This is a genomic window from Filobacillus milosensis (genome assembly GCF_004402015.1).
GTDB lineage: Bacteria > Bacillota > Bacilli > Bacillales > Alkalibacillaceae > Filobacillus > Filobacillus milosensis.
The window spans coordinates 120114-137468 of record NZ_SOPW01000005.1; the positions used below are offsets into that span (position 1 = coordinate 120114).

20 protein-coding genes are annotated in these 17355 nt (G+C 37.5%); 14 read left to right on the forward strand and 6 right to left on the reverse strand.

Translation table 11 applies throughout. From position 1 onward, the window contains the following. The first annotated feature begins 350 nt into the window (after positions 1-350). A complete protein-coding gene (locus E3U55_RS06600; RefSeq protein ID WP_134339639.1) occupies positions 351-725 on the forward strand; it encodes an FAS1-like dehydratase domain-containing protein in 375 nt (124 codons plus the stop codon). Between the two features lie 53 nt (positions 726-778). Here the strand turns inward: E3U55_RS06600 and E3U55_RS06605 are convergent, their stop codons facing one another. The 5 genes from E3U55_RS06605 to E3U55_RS06620 form a co-directional block, all read right to left on the reverse strand. Then, a complete protein-coding gene (locus E3U55_RS06605) occupies positions 779-1267 on the reverse strand; it encodes a hypothetical protein (RefSeq protein WP_134339640.1) in 489 nt (162 codons plus the stop codon). Positions 1268-1282: 15 nt separating this feature from the next. Next, positions 1283-1450 (reverse strand): hypothetical protein, encoded by a 168-nt coding sequence (locus tag E3U55_RS17300; protein WP_153801912.1) that lies wholly within the window; start codon positions 1448-1450, stop codon positions 1283-1285. A gap of 66 nt (positions 1451-1516) precedes the next feature. Next, entirely contained in the window at positions 1517-3061 is a 1545-nt protein-coding gene (locus E3U55_RS06610) for a flotillin family protein (protein ID WP_134339641.1), read from the reverse strand. Between the two features lie 454 nt (positions 3062-3515). Further along, complete coding sequence (locus tag E3U55_RS06615) at positions 3516-4610, reverse strand: SDR family oxidoreductase (RefSeq protein WP_134339642.1); 1095 nt, start codon at positions 4608-4610, stop codon at positions 3516-3518. An 11-nt stretch (positions 4611-4621) separates the two neighbouring features. Then, positions 4622-5149: a cysteine hydrolase family protein gene (locus E3U55_RS06620; protein ID WP_134339643.1), complete on the reverse strand. Its 528-nt coding sequence runs from the start codon at positions 5147-5149 to the stop codon at positions 4622-4624. 254 nt (positions 5150-5403) lie between these two features. On the opposite strand from E3U55_RS06620, the gene E3U55_RS06625 reads away from it, so the two are divergent. Genes E3U55_RS06625 through E3U55_RS06640 form a run of 4 tightly spaced genes read left to right on the forward strand, consistent with a single transcriptional unit; the run spans position 5404 to position 7419 of the window. Next, positions 5404-6105, forward strand: a complete 702-nt coding sequence (locus E3U55_RS06625) for a CBS domain-containing protein (RefSeq protein WP_134339644.1) — start codon at positions 5404-5406, stop codon at positions 6103-6105. Between the two features lie 23 nt (positions 6106-6128). Further along, positions 6129-6596 carry a hypothetical protein gene (locus E3U55_RS06630; protein WP_134339645.1) on the forward strand — a complete coding sequence of 156 codons (468 nt, stop codon included), beginning with the start codon at positions 6129-6131 and terminating at the stop codon, positions 6594-6596. After that, positions 6593-7156, forward strand: coding sequence for a histidine phosphatase family protein (locus E3U55_RS06635; RefSeq protein ID WP_134339646.1), 564 nt, complete (start codon positions 6593-6595; stop codon positions 7154-7156). The genes E3U55_RS06630 and E3U55_RS06635 overlap by 4 nt, the downstream gene beginning before the upstream one ends. Beyond that, positions 7153-7419 (forward strand): YciI family protein, encoded by a 267-nt coding sequence (locus E3U55_RS06640; protein WP_134339647.1) that lies wholly within the window; start codon positions 7153-7155, stop codon positions 7417-7419. The genes E3U55_RS06635 and E3U55_RS06640 overlap by 4 nt, the downstream gene beginning before the upstream one ends. A 380-nt stretch (positions 7420-7799) precedes the next feature. Here the strand turns inward: E3U55_RS06640 and E3U55_RS06645 are convergent, their stop codons facing one another. After that, entirely contained in the window at positions 7800-8309 is a 510-nt protein-coding gene (locus tag E3U55_RS06645; protein WP_134339648.1) for a sigma-70 family RNA polymerase sigma factor, read from the reverse strand. A 326-nt stretch (positions 8310-8635) separates the two neighbouring features. Here E3U55_RS06645 and E3U55_RS06650 point away from each other — a divergent pair, with 326 nt between their 5' ends. The 9 genes from E3U55_RS06650 (at position 8636) to E3U55_RS06690 (ending at position 17352) form a co-directional block, all read left to right on the forward strand. Beyond that, positions 8636-9208 carry an NADPH-dependent FMN reductase gene (locus E3U55_RS06650; RefSeq protein ID WP_134339649.1) on the forward strand — a complete coding sequence of 191 codons (573 nt, stop codon included), beginning with the start codon at positions 8636-8638 and terminating at the stop codon, positions 9206-9208. A gap of 291 nt (positions 9209-9499) precedes the next feature. Continuing rightward, the gene (locus E3U55_RS06655; RefSeq protein WP_134339650.1) at positions 9500-10915 is read left to right on the forward strand and encodes a hypothetical protein; all 1416 of its coding nucleotides are present in this window, start codon (positions 9500-9502) and stop codon (positions 10913-10915) included. 461 nt (positions 10916-11376) lie between these two features. Continuing rightward, positions 11377-12504 carry a sensor histidine kinase gene (locus tag E3U55_RS06660; protein ID WP_134339651.1) on the forward strand — a complete coding sequence of 376 codons (1128 nt, stop codon included), beginning with the start codon at positions 11377-11379 and terminating at the stop codon, positions 12502-12504. Continuing rightward, positions 12482-13120: a response regulator transcription factor gene (locus tag E3U55_RS06665; RefSeq protein ID WP_134339652.1), complete on the forward strand. Its 639-nt coding sequence runs from the start codon at positions 12482-12484 to the stop codon at positions 13118-13120. The genes E3U55_RS06660 and E3U55_RS06665 overlap by 23 nt, the downstream gene beginning before the upstream one ends. Position 13121: 1 nt before the next feature. Next, a complete protein-coding gene (locus tag E3U55_RS06670) occupies positions 13122-13637 on the forward strand; it encodes an AAA family ATPase (RefSeq protein ID WP_134339653.1) in 516 nt (171 codons plus the stop codon). Between the two features lie 14 nt (positions 13638-13651). Beyond that, entirely contained in the window at positions 13652-14482 is an 831-nt protein-coding gene (locus E3U55_RS06675) for an SDR family NAD(P)-dependent oxidoreductase (protein ID WP_134339654.1), read from the forward strand. Between the two features lies 1 nt (position 14483). After that, entirely contained in the window at positions 14484-16025 is a 1542-nt protein-coding gene (locus E3U55_RS06680; RefSeq protein ID WP_134339655.1) for an AMP-binding protein, read from the forward strand. Beyond that, positions 16022-16276 (forward strand): phosphatase, encoded by a 255-nt coding sequence (locus tag E3U55_RS06685; RefSeq protein WP_134339656.1) that lies wholly within the window; start codon positions 16022-16024, stop codon positions 16274-16276. Before E3U55_RS06680 ends, E3U55_RS06685 begins: the two co-directional genes overlap by 4 nt. Positions 16277-16419: 143 nt before the next feature. Continuing rightward, positions 16420-17352, forward strand: coding sequence for an ABC transporter ATP-binding protein (locus E3U55_RS06690; protein ID WP_134339657.1), 933 nt, complete (start codon positions 16420-16422; stop codon positions 17350-17352). The last annotated feature ends 3 nt before the right edge of the window (positions 17353-17355 follow it).

The following is a 17355-nucleotide window of genomic DNA, read 5'->3' on the forward strand; positions in this document are numbered from 1 at the left end:
CAGTTTACCCTGTGGCTTTTTAGTAAAAACATTTCGGAAAATGTGTGGTTTGTGAGTTTTGTTTTCTTTGAACTTTTGTCGTTGATCCATACATTCATTTCTAATATCATTCATTCTTGTTAAATTCGCATTATATATATCAAACATCTTTAAAACCTCCATTTGTTATCTTCTACTCATAGTTTACGTGGTAGAGGGGTTTTTCTGAACGGTATGCAGATTGATTTACGCTCATTCTAAAGGCTGATTTTAGCGTCAGACCCTTGGTATATTAGGGTTTATAGCCTGAATAGTGAGAAAATTCCGGAGGTTTTGATATACTAATACAAACAGCGGAGGGAGAAGTGCTTATGATAAAAACAAATGACATTTTCACATGGGAGCGAACATTTACTAACGATGATGTTATTGAGTTCGGAAAAATTTCAGGGGATCAGGGTAATCACCATGTCGAACCTGATGAAAAAGGAAGATTAATGGTCCAGGGATTATTAACAGCCAGTATAGCCACGAAAATTGGTGGGGATTTGAATTACATAGCACGAGAGATGGTTAACGAATTTATTCGACCTGTATTTACTGGCGACACGATCACATGCGAGCTGAAATTGACAAAGGTTGAGCAGCAAGAAGGTCGCAAACGGATAGAAATGATATCGACATATACGAATCAACATGGCAAAGAAGTATTGACGGGGTCAAGTCACGGGATTGTTCGTGATTAAATAAAGAGTATGAAAAGAACTTAGATCGTTTAATATATCTAAGTCCTTTTCTTTTAGTTGCTAAATGTTTCAACAGATTCAATACCATTTAAAATAACGGTGACATCATCTGAATGTTTTTGTTCGGTTGTTATATGGAAGTAAAACTTCTCACTGGAGGAAGCGGGAAGGTGGTTTTGCTCTTGGTCTTTTGAAAACTTAATGTTATAGCTATGCTTATTAAGTGAACTAAATCCAATTTCTCCACCAACTGTATTATTTAAAGAGTAAGACGCGGTAATTTGGGCTACTGCGTGTTTCTTATTTCGTTCAACTATCTCAGCCATATAAAATGTGTGACCATTCAAGCTTGCTAAAATAATTTCCTCATCATTAATAGTCTGGATGAGAGTTAATTCATGAGAAGGGGAGGTATGATGATCAAGAGCCTCTTCTTTAGAATCAAACCATTCTAAATCAGATAAATGATCGTCTTTAAACTCATCCTTACACCCTGCCATCAATAATGAAAACACTAACAGTGCAGTGAGTAACTTATACACAAAAGCACACTCCTTTTAACCATCTAAATCTTTATCCAAAAAGCTTTTAATTTCTTTTTTCTCAATCCCTAAATGATCTTTAATATCTTCTAAATCATCCATTAATATTTTTGTGTTGTACCATGCAAATATTGAACAAAACATTGCCGCGAAAACTAAAATCACAAGTAAGATTTCGAACATTTTAAACACCTCTTATGTAAAAATACACATGAGAATGTCTTCCCATGTGTATTTCTTATCTTTCGATTATTCTTTATTTGATTCTTGCTGTGTTGCTTCTTCCTCTTCTTCAAGAGTTAATAAATCGCTGGACGATTCTTTAGATTCTTCTTTTTCATCTGCTTCGCGAATCACGGTATGTGTGTTTCCGCGGTTAGCGAGGTCTGATAAAAGTTTTGAAATATCAATTCCTGTTAAGTCTTTTAATGGCTCCTGAATTTGTGCCATTGTGCTTGTTACTTGTTGTCCATAAGCATTGACGCCATTTCCATTTCCACTATCAATGACTTTAACAGAATCAATGTTAGCAAGTGGCTGTGCAATTTCGCGTGCATAAGCTGGAAGCATTTCGATGAGTTTCTCAGCAATGACAACGTCACCATGTTCAGAGATTGCTTCAGCTAGCTTACGTCTAGCCTCTGCTTCTGCTTCACCTTTTTCACGGATAACTTCTGCTTCAGCAAGACCTTGTTCACGATTAATTTTAGCTTTTGTTTCCCCATCAATTTGTGCTTTTCTTGCTTCTGCTTCAGCTGTTTTAGTTGTTTCATAGTAATCAGCGTCAGCTTTTGCTTTACGTACCTTAGCTTCTTCTTCCTCTAGCTTAACTAGGCGTTCGCGCTCTAGGTGTTTCAAGCGTAGGTCCTCTTCTTTTTGTTGAGCGATTAATTTCAATTCTTCTTCCTGAACTTGTTTGTCTAATCGAGCTTTTTCTAACTGGTATGACTGCTCTGATTTCGCACGAGCACGTTCAGTTTCTTCTTTGATTGCTGCATCTTTTAAGTCTTTGGACTTCTTCGATTCAGCAATTTCAGTCTGACGTTCAAATTCTTGTTCTTTCGCTTCTTGATCGTTCGTCGCACGGTGAATACGTGTTTCTTTATCCGCGTCTGATTCTGCTAATTCAGCACGTTTACGAGCTTCCGCAATACGTGGACGACCTAAGTTATCTAAATAACCGTTTTCTTCATCAGCATCACGTAAGTCTTGTAAACCTAGAGATGTGATTTTGAAACCCATTTCATCTAATTGTTGTTGGGCAACCTCTGTTACTTGTCGGTTAAATTCTTCACGGTCTTCATTAATCTGTTCGACCGTCATTTTTGATAAAATCGCACGCAGATTCGCGTTTAAAACTTCCGAAATCTCTTCTTCTTGTTCTTTCTGTTTCTTGCCCAGGAATTGCTCAGCATATAGTGCAATACCTTTTAACGTGTCGGCTACTTTTACCATAGCAACGGCATCAGCAACAATTGGAACGCCGCCATTCGTGTAGACACGCGGTGTCGTTAGTTTTAACTGAAACGAGTTTAAGTCTACCGGTGTTGCTGTTTGGTGCATTTTAAGTAAATGTCCACCACCACGAATAATCTTCATGGAACGACCTTCATCGTCGGTAAATATGTTTGTTTCTTTTTCCGGGTTACCTAATCTAGGACCCGCAATAATTAGTGCTTCGTTTGATTTCGCTGTCTTGTAGCGAAATTTCATCCAAACCCACCACAAAACCCCTAAGATTGCAGCGACGACCAATACAGGGATTAAAATCATGAAAAAGCCAACAATCTTCATGTGCTTATTCCCCCAAATAATTATTTAACACCGAAAAACTTATGTATAAGGTGTTATTAACAAATTCTTTATAAGATTAACATAATTTACATAATTCTTACAATATGTTATTGATGTGTAATTATTGTGAAAATATAGTAATTAATAGTGGTACTAAAAATGTATTAAAGGTAAGTGTTGATTATTAACCTTCTTATACACAACTTATTAACATCATCCACAGATAAAAACATTAAAATCGAAATTATCCACACGGAAATGTGGTTATCTCAACATTATCTTGAGTTATCCGCAAGTTTTCCATAAGCTATCCCCAATAAATGTAGATTTGTCCCCATATATTCACAGGTTTATCAACAGACTGTGTGTAAATGAGTATTTTTCACACTATTTCATCAAAAACTTTCAAAAATCGTTGTGCATAAGTTCAGCAATCGACAACTTCTGTGAATAACTAGCTGATGTGAATTTGATAATTTGGGTTGTTTTTGTTTTCGCGATAAAAATTCACCATAACTGGTGCCACATCTTTAAAATCAGGGCATTCAATACCAGAACCTTTTAGATCTTGTTGGGCCTGTGTACAATCGTATTCAGCGATGAGACGTGAGTAGTCGAGTGACTCCTTCTCGACACGAAGCCATTTACGCATGTAGCTTAGTGAAAGTCCTGCTTTAGCAACCCTAGTTGGTATGGTGCCTTTAGGCATTCGCTTCAAGTATTCCTCCATCAACATCGCGTAAACGTCTCTCATCGGGTATGGGTTGGGATCGGTTAAATGATATGTTCGACCTGCAGATACCTCGGCATGAGCCAGATAAACTGTTGCGAGAAAAATATAGTCAACTGGGACGAAGTTGCCATATGCCTGGCTTTTCCCTATGTATGGGATGAAGGGAAATTTTTTTAATGAATCAAATAAATTTAACATAAAGTACGGGCCGTCAAACTTAATGGTTTCGCCTGTTTTGGAATCGCCGCATACTACACCTGGGCGTATAATCGTTGTGGGTACTTGTTCTTTAAGTGCGTCGACTAATACTTCGGCTTCGTATTTGGTGCTTTCATAATGGTTTTTAAATGTTTGTCCTTGATCGAGCTCTGTTTCAAGAATTTTTCCTGTACGCTTGCCTGAAACGTAGGCTGTACTGAAGTAAATATATCGTTTTAGTGCTGTAAGTTTTTGCACCCAATCGTTAACATGACGTGTGCCATTTACATTTACGTTATAGGCAATGGCTTTTGGCACGGCTAAATCGTAGATTGCTGCTAAATGAAAGACGTGAGTGATTTGTTCTTGCAAATAGGGTTGAATGGATTCCTCAATCCCTAAGTCTGGTTGTGTAATATCCCCTGATAAAAGTTGAAATTGCTCAGATGATATATTCTCATCATTTGCGATGGACTGGACTACCTGCTCAGCTTTTTCCATCATATGAGGTAAAACGAGTAAGTAAATATGGTTCACTTCTTGCTTCCTGATGAGGTGGCGAATTAAGTTATTAGCAATGAAACCGGGAAATCCTGTAAAGAAGTAAGTGTTGGCCATGGATTTGCTCCTTATCTATAGTCCTCTATATATTCTTCATATTCCAAAACTTCCATAGTATTCGTCCAATGTAGCGCTGTTCCAATAAAGTCTTTGATGTCTAATCCTTTCATTTCATAGGTATCTTCATCATTCACTGTGCCAGTTGCGTCTTCAATAAAAGTGACTTTATAACCCCGGTCAAAGGCAGCAATAGCTGTGAATAGACAACAAAATTCTGTATTAAATCCTGTTATGAACACGTGATCGACGTCCAGTTTATCTAAAGTCGCTGTTAAGTCGGTTTGATAAAAAGAACTTGGAGTCGATTTATCGATGGTGTAGTCGGCATAAGGTGCCAGGGGTTGATACAGTTTCGAACCTTCTGATTCTCGGTGAAGCGGACTTTCTTCTTCCTGATCAATGTGGCGCATGAAAATGACCGGCAGATTTTGGTGTTTAAAGTCTTGTATGATTTTTTCAATATTCTTTAGTTCTTCTGAAAAGTCCTTAGCGTTCACAATCCCGTTTTGTACGTCTATAACAAGTAAAGCTTTCATGATAAAACTCCTTTAAAACTAAGTATTAGTTATATAAACTTGAGTACTAAGCAAAAAACTTAAGTACTAAATTTTCAACTTGAGTAGTTAACTAATTAATTCCATATACATTGGTTCCAATCCTGCAAAATTTGTAAATTTTTGTTTGGTGAACAGGAGTTGAGTTGTGGTCTAATGAAAAATACAAGTGAAGAAGCTGGAAGAATGACATTTGGTTTTTAGTGTCACAATAATCCTATGAAAGGGGACGTGACATGAAGGATTCGGAGCGCTTTTTGTTTGCTTTTAATAAAATTGAAAAATATTTAAATGATCATTTAGGCGGAAATGGGCACCACACAGGATTTAGCCAGGCGGTAAATAAAGTGTCTCAAAATCACAAGATTGTGCAGCGGTTTAAGGATGATTTGTTGGAATTTGCGGTTTTACGTAATGCGATTGTCCATGAGCGGACAGAACCTGAGTATGTGATTGCAGAACCCCATGAATCTACTGTTGAGAAAATTGAGAATGTCATGCAGGAATTAACTGAACCAAAAAAGGTCATCCCTCGATTTTCGCGAGAGGTTAAATCGTTTAGCGTATCTGATTCACTTACTGACATATTAATCGTGATTAAAGAGTCGTCGTTTTCTCAGTTTCCAGTATATGAAGGGGAAGAGTTTAAAGGTCTGATCACAGGAAATGGAATAACGAATTGGTTAGCTAAAACGGTGGAAGATGATGTATTATCGAGAGAAGATACAAAGCTGGAAGAAATTTTGGGGTATGAAGAAGGGCCGGATAATTATCAGTTTGTGTCGCGTGATTTAACCATTTATGAAGCAGAGGATATTTTTAAAGAACAAGTCAATAAAGAAAATCGTATTGATGCAATTTTGATTACGCACAGTGGAAAGTCTGATGAATCATTATTGGGGATTATCTCATCCTGGGATATAATTGACATACCATAAGTGCAAGAAGGGGAGAAATACATATGGAAACATATACACATAAACAACTGGCAGTAAATTGTTTTAATAACGTTTGGGATTTATTAGACTTAACAGAACGTACGGATGCACAAAATGAAGAAATGGTTCAAATGTGTCATTCGTCATTCTGGCACTGGACTCAAGTGGAAGATCATACTGATCAGAATCTTTCAATTGGGTATTGGCAGCTTTCGCGTGTATACGCAGTAGTAGGAAATGGCCCGCAGGCTGAACACTACGCACAGCGTTGTATTGATGTCAGTCGAAAAGCAGAGTTACCACCATTTTTTATCGCGTATGGTTATGAAGCAATGGCTCGAGCGCAAATGCTACTTAATAATACAGAGAAAAAAGAAAAGAACTTAGTTATGGCAAAAGAGTTTACTGATTTAATTAAAGTTGAAGATAGTAAAAAGTTACTGTTGCAAGATATTGAGGAGATCGAAAAAAAAGGGGAGAGAGTTAATTGACTTTAGTTTACTTCGTTCGTCATGCTCATTCTACATATACACCTGATGAATTAGGACGTCCGTTATCTGAAAAAGGTTTTCTTCAGGCTCAAGATGTACGACACATTTTAAAGGATTATAAATTTGATGTTGTGCTGTCAAGTCCTTATAAACGTGCTGTACAAACTGTGGAAGGCGTGGCTAAGGACCGTGACCTGGAAGTTGAGGTTTTAGATGGATTCAAAGAGCGTCGTCTAGCAGGAGAACCTGTTAAAGACTTTGATTCAGCAATCCAACAGGTTTGGAGAGATGAATTTTTATCTTTACCAGGTGGGGAGTCCAATCATGCAGCTCAAAAAAGAGGTGTGAATACGTTGAATCAAGTTTTAAATCAGTACCGCGGTAAAAGTATTGTTATAGGAACGCACGGAAATATTATGACGTTAATCATGCAATATTTTGATTCTAGGTTTGATTTTGACTTTTGGAAAACACTTGCGATGCCTGATGTTTTAAAATTAGAATTTGAGGATAATAATTTACTGAGAGTTAATCGATTATGGGAGGACCAAATACAATGAAACATTTCGCAGTATTTTTACCAATGAAAGACGAAGAAAAAAGCAATCAATACCGACCAGAGCATTTGAAATTTATTGAGAAGATGCATGCAGAAGGTATCGTTCCACTATATGGCCGTTTTACAGACGGTGACGGAGGATTGATTATTTATAAAGCTCGAGATTTAGATGAAGCCATTACTTTTGTTAAACAAGATCCTTATGTCGATCACGGTGCGCGTGGATTTGAAATTCATGAGTGGGATATCAACAGAAACTTATAAAGTCATAAAAAAGAACCTTCAACTTATCATTTGGGTTGAAGGTTCTTGTCATCTTAAAGAATCGAACACAGATACCAATTTTGTACTCCTCTCTAATTAAAATCAACGAATGTTGCCTAACTTAATTAGTGACTTTTACGTACTTTGCGTAGGTGCTCTTGTTGCTCTTGATATCGTTTATGACGATCTTTATACATGATACTGTGTAACTGAGTATCAAATAGAAACATGATTCATCGCCTCCTTTTTTCTTTGTTCACTTTTAGTTTACCCGTTGAAGAAGGCTTTCAAAACGGGAGAAAGGTTGAATTGCGTTCCAACTCTAGTCGGATTTTGTTTTCAGACCACAAAAAAAGACCGACATGATTGCCGGTCATTATCTATGTTAAATACGGTTCAAGAACAGGTCGTAATTTTCGTTTTACTTCCTTACCCCATCCTTTAACCGCATCAATTGTAGTATCTTCCTCGTAAGCTATTTCTTTTAATGACTTGCCTTGTATAATTCTCTTTTTAACAAAGGTCCATTGCTTTTCTGATAAGGAAGCACGAACAACATTCCAAAATTCCGGGTCATAGTTCTCTATAGATGAGTCATACTCAGCATCTTCTTTCATAAATTCACCCATTGCTTCCCGTTCAATTATGCGACTTCTCTTGCGTATGAGGTCAATCATTCGACTTTTAATGGTAATGAAAGTGATTTTTGAAAACGTATCACGACCGTAGTACTTTCGGTAAGATTCCCAAAGCGCAACAAGTCCTGTTTGATAAAACTCCCCGTCCCGGTCCTGAATATTAAGCTTGTGTATGAGGTGGTAAATCATGCTTTCATATTGATTCAATACCTCACTGAAGTCATTGGTTTGGTCTTGTAACATATCTGGCATGCATACGCCCCCCTTTTCAAAAACTACTTTATAGTGGAGTTCTAAAACTGTCACATCGCTTTTATATTAATTTTTTAGAGTAAGAGGTAAGAAAATTTAATTTTCTTATACAAAATCGTCAAAAATTAACAAAAAACATCTTAAAAAGTAAAAATTTGAAAAGGGCCCTTCCAAAAGTACAATCGAGGCTTGTTTTGTTAGGGGGTTACTAAAGTAATAAATGATCCACCTGGGGGTGTAGATTTTACCATCTCAAACAAATCACTTGCGTTTAAACGACAATTTTTCTTAAGATAAAAACTAGTAAATACAACAGAGGTGAGAGCATGGATCAAAAATTAAAAGTTGTCGGTATTAACGGCAGTCATCGAAAAGATTCAGTGAATAAAAAATTACTAGATTTCGTAGCTGAACAGCTACCTTCAGATATTGAATATGAATATGCGGATTACTCAGAGGTCCCGCTTTTTAATCAAGATCAGGAGAGCCCTCTACCTGATAGTGTTAAAAAGTTTAAAGATCAGGTAGAGTCAGCAGATATTGTATTGTTTTCAACTCCTGAATATAATGGGTCAATGCCAGGAGTATTGAAAAACGCGATTGACTGGTTGAGCCGTCCAGGTGGCCAAAGCTCATTAGCTGGTAAAGTAGCAGGTGTAATGGGTGCATCACCAGGTCAAGGTGGTACAATTAAAGCGCAGTTGCACTTACGTGAGGTTCTTAGCCACATGAATGTAGATGTACCAGGGCAGCCACGAGTAATGTGTAACTACGTTGGTGAAAAGTTGGTAGATGGAAAAGTTGTACTTGAAGGTAAGGAGCTTGAAACCGTACAGAAATCAAACAAACGTTTGATTGAAATGGCGAGAGCCTTTAAGAAAGAAGCGGTGACAGTTTAATAAGGATGATAATGACCTAATCGCGTAATGTGGTTAGGTCTTTTTTAGTTTTGAGTTAATTGAGGGTCTGCTTTGAGCAAGGAATGAGTAGTATTGGGTACATAATTTTTATTAATGGAGAAATTTTTTGTCGAACGGTAAAAAAGAGTGTTTTTTAGATACTGAAATGCCAACTTTGAGCAAAATATAGTCCGTCAGTTTTTAAATCATAAATTTTTGCGTTGCAACACGCCGGTCGCTCACCAACATAGGCGTCTGCGCATATGATGTTCCAAAAGGGGGACATCAATCATGGAATTAACAATGTCGCATTGGTTGTATGCAATTGTTACACTTGTCGTAATTTTGACGATGGTGTTTCGTAAAGGCGTTGTGCTCCCGACGTTACTTGGAACATTTCTCGTCGCTTGGATTTACAAAGGTAGTATTATCACGGGCTTTACCGCCGTATTTAATGCGAACTTAACCGCGGCAAAAGAACTATTCAGTATCTTTTTAATCATTACATTCATGGTTGCGTTGTTGCATGCGTTAAAAGATCTTGGGGCTGACCAGCAAATGATTGCGCCCGTTCAAAAGATCATGACAAATGGACACGTAGCTTTTCTAGTATTAGTAGGAATTACATTTGTTATTTCATTATTCTTCTGGCCAACACCAGCTGTACCGTTAATCGGGGCATTACTTATCCCGGCTGCTGTTAGAGTTGGTTTACCTGTAATGGGAGCCGCCATGGTCGTGGCGCTCGCTGGGCAAGGGATGGCTTTAGCCTCTGACTATGTCATTCAAGTTGCACCTACATTGAGTGCTTCAGCAGCGGGTGTTGAAACAGCTGCAGTAGCCGATAAAGCGTTAATCTTGTCACTAATTACAGGTGCATTTGCGATTGGTTTGGCTTATCTCATGATTCGTCAACAAATTCGGAAACCTAATGATCCGAAAAACTTAGAAGCGTTAAAGCAACTTCCAGGTCAAGAGGATGCTGAAGTTGTTAGTACGAGTGAAAAATGGAAAAAGTTTTTCGCTGTACTTGTACCATTAGCGATGCTGGGTGTTATGATCTTTATGGTTTATACGAAATTTGAAGGCGGAAGATCAGGTGGTTTTGAAGGTGGAGATGGAGCTGCTCTTATTGGTGGGGTTGCTGTTATCCTACTTGCGTTTGCTTCGCTAGCTTTTGGTAAAGTTAAAGCGCTTGATCGAATAAGTGAGCATATCGTTAGTGGGTTTGTCTTTGCATTTAAAGCAATGGGTCCAGTTATTCCGATAGCAGGATTCTTCTTCCTTGGTAGTAGTGACTTCTCTGGGAGCATATTATCACTTGGAGAGGCGACACCACCAGCATTCTTATTTGACTTGGTGGCTGCAGGACAGAATGCCATTCCTGAAAGTGCGGTACTGACTGCATTTGGAATCTTGGTTATCGGGATTATTACCGGGCTTGATGGCTCTGGTTTCTCAGGGTTACCGTTAACAGGATCTTTATCAGGAGCTCTAGCTAATGGCGGACTTGATCCATCAACGTTAGCTGCGATCGGTCAAATGGGATCCATTTGGACTGGTGGCGGAACCATTGTTGCGTGGTCATCCCTTGTAGCTGTCGCAGGTTTCTGTGGCGTCTCAGCCATTGACCTCGCCAGGAAAAACTTTATACCAGTTATTCTCGGGCTAATCGTATCAACCTTGATTGCCTTGTGGATTTGGTAGAATGAGAAAAACTGCCTTGCGCTGTAATGACGCGGGCAGTTTTTTAGTGATTTGTTCGTTAATAAATTAGCAAACTCAATTAATAGAGCATGAAACTCCATTAATCCAAACTTCAACTCCATTAATCAGAACAAAAACTTCAATAAAATTAGGAAGGCTTATAAGTTTTGTGGAGGACTACTTATATTAAGTATCAAGTTTATGTTGGGCTAAATTTCAATAAAAAGGTTTATTAGTCCATTAATCGACCAACGAACTCCATTATTCACAAATTAAACTCTGTTAATCCCAAAGGTAACTTCATTATTCACGACCACAACTCAATTAATAGCAATCACAACTTCAATAAAAAATAAAAAAGGCTTCCGCACCGAGGCGGAAGCCAATCTATTTAATTTTTTCTATCTCAAAATCTTCCAATAAATGATATGATAGTTAAAAATACTTTAATAGGTGATTGGATGGAACGACATTTAGTATGGGTTTGGCTTGGTCTCTTATTAATCAATTGGGCAATCGGTCTTGGTGATTTATCTCAAGTGGCAGCGCTACAACTTCTAGGAAGTGCAATATTCTTTGGTCTGTTATTTCTTCTTCCATTATTTAAAAAAAGCCAATTGGCTACTACTCTGGCCTTAAGTAGTGCTGCAATAATAACAGCTCTTGTTTTTTCTATAAGTGACTCAGCACATGCGCTCATTATTTTTACATATTTAGCTGGCGAAGTGATTTATCGTTTAACGAAATGGTATGCACTCTCGGCAGTGCTCATTATTGCAGGTTGTTTAATGACACTAAGTCCAGTAACGTTTTCTTTTTCAGTAATCTATACTGTTTTTCTAATTGTGCTTGGACTACTTATTTATTCAAAACTTCAACAATACAATGAAGCGGATGCACGTTATGATGCATTAATTCATGAGTATAGAAAAATTAAACTGAAGTCAGCCTCTGATGAAAAGCTGGCTCGCCAAGAAGAACGAACGCAAATTGGACGGGAGATTCACGATCGCGTCGGACACAAACTAACCAATTTACTTATGCAATTGGAAGTAGCTCGAATGGAAGTTGGAACCGATACTAAAGAGCGCTTTCATATGTTAAAAGGATTGGCGAAAGAAAGTTTAGAAGAGACGAGGCAAGCTGTTAAAGCTATGGATCATGAAGAGATCGGTGGCCTTCCGTCGATTATACGCTTAATTAGAAAACTAGAAGCAGAGAACTTCATTCGAATCCAGTTTGCTGTGAAAAATCGTGCGTTTTCTGCTGAGCTTGACGTGGATCAGACTGTCGCAGTCTATCGAGCTGTTCAAGAAGCTTTGACGAATGTGATGCGCCATAGTTTAGAGCGTGAGGCTTCAGTGTTATTTGAATCACCTGGTGAAAGTGTTTTTAGGTTTGAAGTGTCTAATCCAGTGACTGAAAATTATGTTTATCATGAAGGATATGGATTGCAATCTATGCGCGAACGTATTAAACAAGTGCAAGGACGATTAGAGATTTTAACCTATCAAAATCGGTTTATTATAAGAGGAACATTACCACTTAAGAGGGGGAGTGTAGCCAATGACGCGCGTGTTACTAGCTGAGGATCAGTCTTTAGTTATGCAGGGTCTAAAAATGATGATTGAAACAGACTCAGAACTTGAGGTGACGGGTGAGGCGAAAAATGGTGCAGAAGCCATTAAGTTTTGTGAAAAACAATGGTTCGATGTTGCAATCTTAGATATTCGAATGCCAGAGATGGATGGGCTTGAAGCGGCTAAAATTATTCGCGAACGTTGGCCTGAGATGAAGGTTCTGATGCTAACGACTTTTAATGATGATGAGTACGCTTTAGAAGCCCTTCGAATTGGTGCTCATGGGTATATGCTTAAAGATGCTGATGCAGAGTCATTAATCAAATCTATTAAAAGTTGTTTATCCGGTGGGTTGCAACTTCAAGGTGAGGTGGCGGCGAAAGTTATGCCTAGATTACTAGAGAAAAAAGAGGTTGAACAGCCAAAACTCCAACACCAAATAACCCCACGTGAAACAGACATTCTCAAGCGAATTGGAGAAGGTAAAAGTAATAAAGAGATTTCTGATGAACTGGCTTTATCTGTCGGTACAATTAAAAACAATATTAGTGTTTTACTAGACAAATTAAGTCTTCGCGACCGAACACAATTAGCAATTTACGCGATAAGAAATGGGTTGGTTTAGAATGTTTTTCCTACAAATGTCAGGGTTTCCTGGCTCGGGTAAATCTACTTTAGCTCAAGAGATTGGTAGACGAACTGGGGCAGTGGTTATTGATCATGATGTCATTAAATCAGGGTTGTTAAAAGATTACGAGGGTGATCCGAAAAAGTCAGGCCCCATAGCTTATAACATAGATTGGTCATTAATAGAATTCCAATTATCACAGGGACATGCCGTGATTTTCGATAGCCCTTGTTTATATCAGGAGATGGTGGGTCGAGGAATAGAATTAACTGAAAAATTTCATATTAAATATAAATATGTTGAGTGCTATCTAGACGATTTTATTGAGGTTAATAGGCGATTAAAACACCGAGTAAAGATGCCAAGCCAGATCGCACAAGCGGCTTCTATAGAAAGTTTCCAGTATACCATTAAAAACAGCCAACGCCCTTTGAAACATGATTATTTTGTTGTTGATACGAAACAATCCATAAGTCATTACATAGATGATGTCATGAAGTACATCAATAATTAAATCAGGAGGGAAGCATGCATAACTATAACTTATTAGAATCTTTATTATTTTTACATACACGAATCAATCGGAAAAAGCTCAGTGATAGTATTTTGAATAAGACGATTCTCATTACTGGGGCAAGTTCGGGGATCGGTAAGCGGCTAGCCCTTTATTTAGCTGGCTTTGACTGCCATTTAATCCTGGTAGCTAGAAGAAAAGAAAGATTAATAGAGCTAAAGAGCGATATAGAAAAGAAAGTTGCAACAGCAAGTGTTTATGATGCTGACCTAAGAAATGAAGAAGAGGTTTTGGATTTCACACATTTTCTCCATAGTTTACCCAATGGTTTAGACATTTTTGTAAGTAACGCAGGCTTATCTATAAGGCGGTCCATATTCGACTCCCTAGATCGATTCCATGATTTCAAAAGGACAATGGCTATTAATTATTTTGCGCCCGTCCAATTATTGTTGTCTACAATACCTTTACTTGAACAGAATAAGGGTCAGATAATTAACATTTCAACCATTAATAATTCACTCATCCCTTTTCCAAAATGGGCTGCATACCAGGCCTCGAAGTCAGCGTTTGATACTTGGTTTCGATCGGTTTCAACTGAAGTCAATGCTGCAGGGATTACGACTACATCTATATATCTTCCTTTAGTTAAAACTCCTATGATAAAACCCACGAAAGCCTATAAGAATATGCCGGCAATGTCTCCTGAGCATGTTGCAAAAATTATTGGTAAGTCAATCTTTAGTAAAAGAAGAAAATATCAACCATGGTGGTTAATCTTCGCTCAATTAGCTTCAGTAATTTTTAGAGGTGTATGGGAGCGGTTTGGTTCAAAGGTGGGATAAATTGAAGCTCATTAACCTTATAAAAGTTCTATACAAAATCAGATTATTTACTCCAAGGTCATTATATAATCTATTAACTGTATTAATTAAAAGTGGTAGTAACTTAATGACTTTATTATATTTTGCTGAAAAAAAGTACGGAGAGCGTGTGGCGCTAGTAGATGACAAAGAGACATTAACTTATACTCAAATGTTAAATCAAACAGAAAATCTTTCCTTACACCTTAAAGAGCAATATGACATAGAAAAAGGTGACAAGGTCTTATTTTTATGCAAAAACCATAACTCACTAATTAGAGGAATTTTTGCTGTTTCACGATTAGGGGCAGATGTATATTTGGTTAATGCAGAAATAGCTGAGAATCAATTGGAGGAGTTGTTAAAACAACAACAGCAATTTAAATTACTTATTTATGATCAAGAAGTTGAGTCAATCATTACACATTCAAGCTTCAAAGGTGAAAAACTATTAACTTATCACATAGAAAACTCCATTGAACAACTCATTCATTTAAACCATGACAAAGAATTATTAGAGCGCTGTTCAATGGGAAGGTTAGTTCTTCAAACAGGTTGGACGACTGGCCGCTCCAAAGAAGCAGTACATAAACCTTCATTATTTAATTATTTAAATCCATTTATAGCACTGATCAAACGTTTAAAACTATTGGATTATCATACCGCATATGTTGGTACACCAATTTATCACGGGTATGGTATAGCTATTTTGCTTTTGTTCATTCCTTTGGGCAAAAAGATTGTTGTGAGTAGTGACTTTGAGTCAAAGCAGGCAAGTCACATAATCGCTAAACATCAAGTTGAATTCATGACCGTCGTTCCGTTGATGTTACAACGGCTACTAAAAACAGACTTGGATAATATAAAAAATCTTAAATGCATAGCTTCAGGTGGCACTAAACTGAATGAAAAATTGGTAAATGAGACTTTCGATCAACTTGGTCCTGTGTTGTACAATCTTTATGGTACATCAGAAACAGGGTTAAATTTAATCGCTACTCCGACTGAATTAAACGATTCACCTATGACTAATGGCCAGCCTGTAAATAAGCAACAGATCAAAATCTTTGATCAACATATGAATGAGGTTAATACAGGTGAAATTGGTCAAATTTTTATTATAAACGATTGGTCCATGATTAATCGTCAGAAAAGGTGGATGGGGACAGGTGATTTAGCTTACCGTGATGAGCGTGGATACTATTATGTTTGTGGACGGGTGGATGACATGATTGTTTCTGGAGGAGAGAATGTTTATCCTATTCACGTAGAGCAAGAGTTGAATCGGCATCCTCATGTAAAGGATGTTGCTGTAATTGGGAGAGATGACCATGAATTTGGACACAGGTTACATGCATTTGTAACAGTACAGGAGAATATCTCCGAACAAGAAATATTAAATTGGTTAAGTACAAGGGTGGCAAGGTATCAGATGCCAAAGCAGATAACAATCATGGATACTTTACCATACACGCATTTAGGTAAAATTAGTAAGAAGGAATTAACAAGGGGAGTGTCAAAATGAAGTTTACCATTATAGGTACTACATTATTACTCATGAGTGCCATTGTTTACGGATCGACATTAATAGCAGCTTCTTATTATTCTCAAGTTCTAGGATCTTCTGGACAAGGATGGGATAGTAGGTACGGAATCTTCGGAACAGCCATAAGGGAAGTAGGAACGTTTCCAATCACTACTTCTTTTTTATTGTTAATTGGCGGTGTTTTCATATTAATACTAACTACCAGTAAGGAATGGCGTCTTAAAAAATAAAGGTTTAAGAAAAAAATTGTGTGATATAGAAATAAAATGACTTAAGTCATGGGTCTTTTTTATATTTAGTGACTGAAGGCAGTGTTGCAGCTGTCTTATTTTTTATATATTAGTAGTAGATTGAAAGATAGGGAGAGACGTGTATGTTAGAAACAGTCAATTTGAAAAAAGTGTTCAAGCAAAATGTGGCTGCAGATGATGTAAATCTGTATTTAGATCAAGGAGAATCAGTTGGCTTACTTGGCCCAAACGGTGCAGGGAAATCCACCACAATATCGATGATTTCCACTTTATTAAGACCGACTTCAGGCGATGTGAAGTGGCATGGGAAGAGTGTCATCAAGAACCCTAACGAAATTAGAGATGTATTAGGCGTCGTACCACAGGAAATTGCTTTATATAAAGAACTGTCGGCACTTGAGAATTTGAAGTTTTTCGGGAAAATTTATGGTCTGAAAGGCAAGCAACTAGATAAAAAAATTCAAGAAGTTTTAGAAATTGTCGGATTAACTGAACGGCAAAAAGATTTAGTCAAAACGTATTCAGGCGGTATGAAGCGTAGAATCAATATTGCAGTAGCCCTTCTTCATGAACCGGTAATAATCATCATGGATGAGCCGACTGTAGGGATTGATCCTCAATCACGCAATTATATTTTAGAAATGGTTCGTCAACTAAAAGAAGAAAAAGGAATGACCGTTCTATATACAAGTCACTACATGGAAGAAGTGGAGCGATTGTGTGATCGCATTTACATTATGGACCATGGCAAAGTGATTGCTACAGGTACAAAAGAAGAACTAACAAGCATTCTATCTAGTGAAGAAACGATAATAGTAGATTTTGATCGCCCTTATCCGAACCTAGTTAATAAACTTGAGAAAAATGAAAGCATATTACAAGTAACGGAAACTGATAATGGGATTAAGTTAATTGTTCCGAAAGGGAGCAGGCAGCTAGGAACGATTTTTAACTTAGCGGAAAAAGAAGAAGCTCAAATTACGAGTATTAATGTTCAAGTCCCAACATTAGAAGATGTGTTTTTACATTTAACGGGACGAAAATTAAGAGATTAGGAG

What these genes read in the sequence shown, in the direction of transcription:
- E3U55_RS06640 (WP_134339647.1), top strand. Translation starts at nt 7,153, where the DNA reads ATGAAACATTTCGCAGTATTTTTACCAATGAAAGACGAAGAAAAAAGC.
- E3U55_RS06625 (WP_134339644.1), top strand. Translation starts at nt 5,404, where the DNA reads ATGAAGGATTCGGAGCGCTTTTTGTTTGCTTTTAATAAAATTGAAAAA.
- E3U55_RS06615 (WP_134339642.1), bottom strand. Translation starts at nt 4,610, where the DNA reads ATGGCCAACACTTACTTCTTTACAGGATTTCCCGGTTTCATTGCTAAT.
- E3U55_RS06685 (WP_134339656.1), top strand. Translation starts at nt 16,022, where the DNA reads ATGAAGTTTACCATTATAGGTACTACATTATTACTCATGAGTGCCATT.
- E3U55_RS06660 (WP_134339651.1), top strand. Translation starts at nt 11,377, where the DNA reads ATGGAACGACATTTAGTATGGGTTTGGCTTGGTCTCTTATTAATCAAT.
- E3U55_RS06610 (WP_134339641.1), bottom strand. Translation starts at nt 3,061, where the DNA reads ATGAAGATTGTTGGCTTTTTCATGATTTTAATCCCTGTATTGGTCGTC.
- E3U55_RS06645 (WP_134339648.1), bottom strand. Translation starts at nt 8,309, where the DNA reads ATGCCAGATATGTTACAAGACCAAACCAATGACTTCAGTGAGGTATTG.
- E3U55_RS06655 (WP_134339650.1), top strand. Translation starts at nt 9,500, where the DNA reads ATGGAATTAACAATGTCGCATTGGTTGTATGCAATTGTTACACTTGTC.
- E3U55_RS06675 (WP_134339654.1), top strand. Translation starts at nt 13,652, where the DNA reads ATGCATAACTATAACTTATTAGAATCTTTATTATTTTTACATACACGA.
- E3U55_RS06630 (WP_134339645.1), top strand. Translation starts at nt 6,129, where the DNA reads ATGGAAACATATACACATAAACAACTGGCAGTAAATTGTTTTAATAAC.
- E3U55_RS06690 (WP_134339657.1), top strand. Translation starts at nt 16,420, where the DNA reads ATGTTAGAAACAGTCAATTTGAAAAAAGTGTTCAAGCAAAATGTGGCT.
- E3U55_RS06620 (WP_134339643.1), bottom strand. Translation starts at nt 5,149, where the DNA reads ATGAAAGCTTTACTTGTTATAGACGTACAAAACGGGATTGTGAACGCT.
- E3U55_RS06650 (WP_134339649.1), top strand. Translation starts at nt 8,636, where the DNA reads ATGGATCAAAAATTAAAAGTTGTCGGTATTAACGGCAGTCATCGAAAA.
- E3U55_RS06600 (WP_134339639.1), top strand. Translation starts at nt 351, where the DNA reads ATGATAAAAACAAATGACATTTTCACATGGGAGCGAACATTTACTAAC.
- E3U55_RS06670 (WP_134339653.1), top strand. Translation starts at nt 13,122, where the DNA reads ATGTTTTTCCTACAAATGTCAGGGTTTCCTGGCTCGGGTAAATCTACT.
- E3U55_RS06665 (WP_134339652.1), top strand. Translation starts at nt 12,482, where the DNA reads ATGACGCGCGTGTTACTAGCTGAGGATCAGTCTTTAGTTATGCAGGGT.
- E3U55_RS17300 (WP_153801912.1), bottom strand. Translation starts at nt 1,450, where the DNA reads ATGTTCGAAATCTTACTTGTGATTTTAGTTTTCGCGGCAATGTTTTGT.